The following is a 1,152-nucleotide window of genomic DNA, read 5'->3' on the forward strand; positions in this document are numbered from 1 at the left end:
ACCCGGCGCAGCTGGATGCACAGTAGATCCACGCCATGCGTGGATGCGGCACCCTACCGGCTGCCGTTATCTTCCTGCAGCTCTTTCTTGAACGGGATATCCGGCGGCGGACGCGCCACTGCCGGCTGGTCCTGCATGTTCGGATCGGTGAGGCCACAGCCGCCACCGGCCTGCAGGATCGAGATCACGCAGGAAATCTTCGTGCTGGTACCCGGCAACGGAATCTCCATTGCCTTGACGCCCTTGCGCACCCACTCGGCGAGCAGCGATTCCTGCGGCACCCAATACTTGTCGAACGAGGTAGGCGTGTAGTCGTACGGCGGCCGCTTCAGCCATTTGCCGGACTCGGCGATGCGCTCCTTGCTCCACCCGTCGTTGGCCCCACCGGGTGCGCCACGCTCGGCCTTGCCGGCCCCGCCCTGGCCGGCCACGCGTACGCTGCCGTCAGCGTTGAACAGACCATCGCCCTTGCCCGCACTGGTTTGCGCGGCGCCCTGGTTGGCACCGTCGCGATTGCGGCTGGAGGCGCCCCAGTCGTCACCGCGGGCGGGCGTTGCCCAGTTGCCCGGGGCCGGTGCCGGACGGGCGCCCGCCTGTGCGGCGGCGGTACTGGTCGTCGCAGGGCGCGCCACGCTGGCGCTGTTCTGGGCCGAACTGCCGGCGGGTGCCGGCGTCGGCGTGGTCGCACTGCCTGCCGCAGTCGACGCGGCAGGTTGCGGAGCGGCAGCAACCTCCCGTTCGCGCACCTGCACCTCGCGCCCGGCAGGCGCACGCACCGTGGGCTCGCGCCCTGCGACGGTGGCCATGCGCACCTGCGGATCGGTCATCGCCTGCACTTCGCGCTCGCGCACCTGCACGTCGCGCTGCGGCACGCGTACCTGGATGTCGGTGGTGCGCATCGGCTGCGGCGCCACCGGCGCTTCGACCGTGCTGATTTCGCGCTCCTGCACCTGTACATCGCGCACGCGGGGAGCCTGCACTGCCACCTCGGGCGTGCGTACCGGCGTTGCTATCGGCGCAGCCTGTACCGGCTGCACGCTGCGCTCGCGCACCGTCGGAATGGTGTCGCGAGGCACGATGCTGACCTCGGTGCGCGGCAGTGCGACCGGCGGCACCACGAATTCGGCGGTCGCCTCTGCAACTTCGGTGGCC

1 pseudogene is annotated in these 1,152 nt (G+C 70.5%); it reads right to left on the minus strand.

The window, feature by feature from the left end:
* Positions 1-53: 53 nt before the first annotated feature.
* A pseudogene (locus AC1VAN_RS22555) lies at positions 54-1,152 on the minus strand (hypothetical protein); the annotation flags it as partial.

The sequence above is a fragment of the Stenotrophomonas sp. 05L44_2 genome (assembly GCF_056665995.1).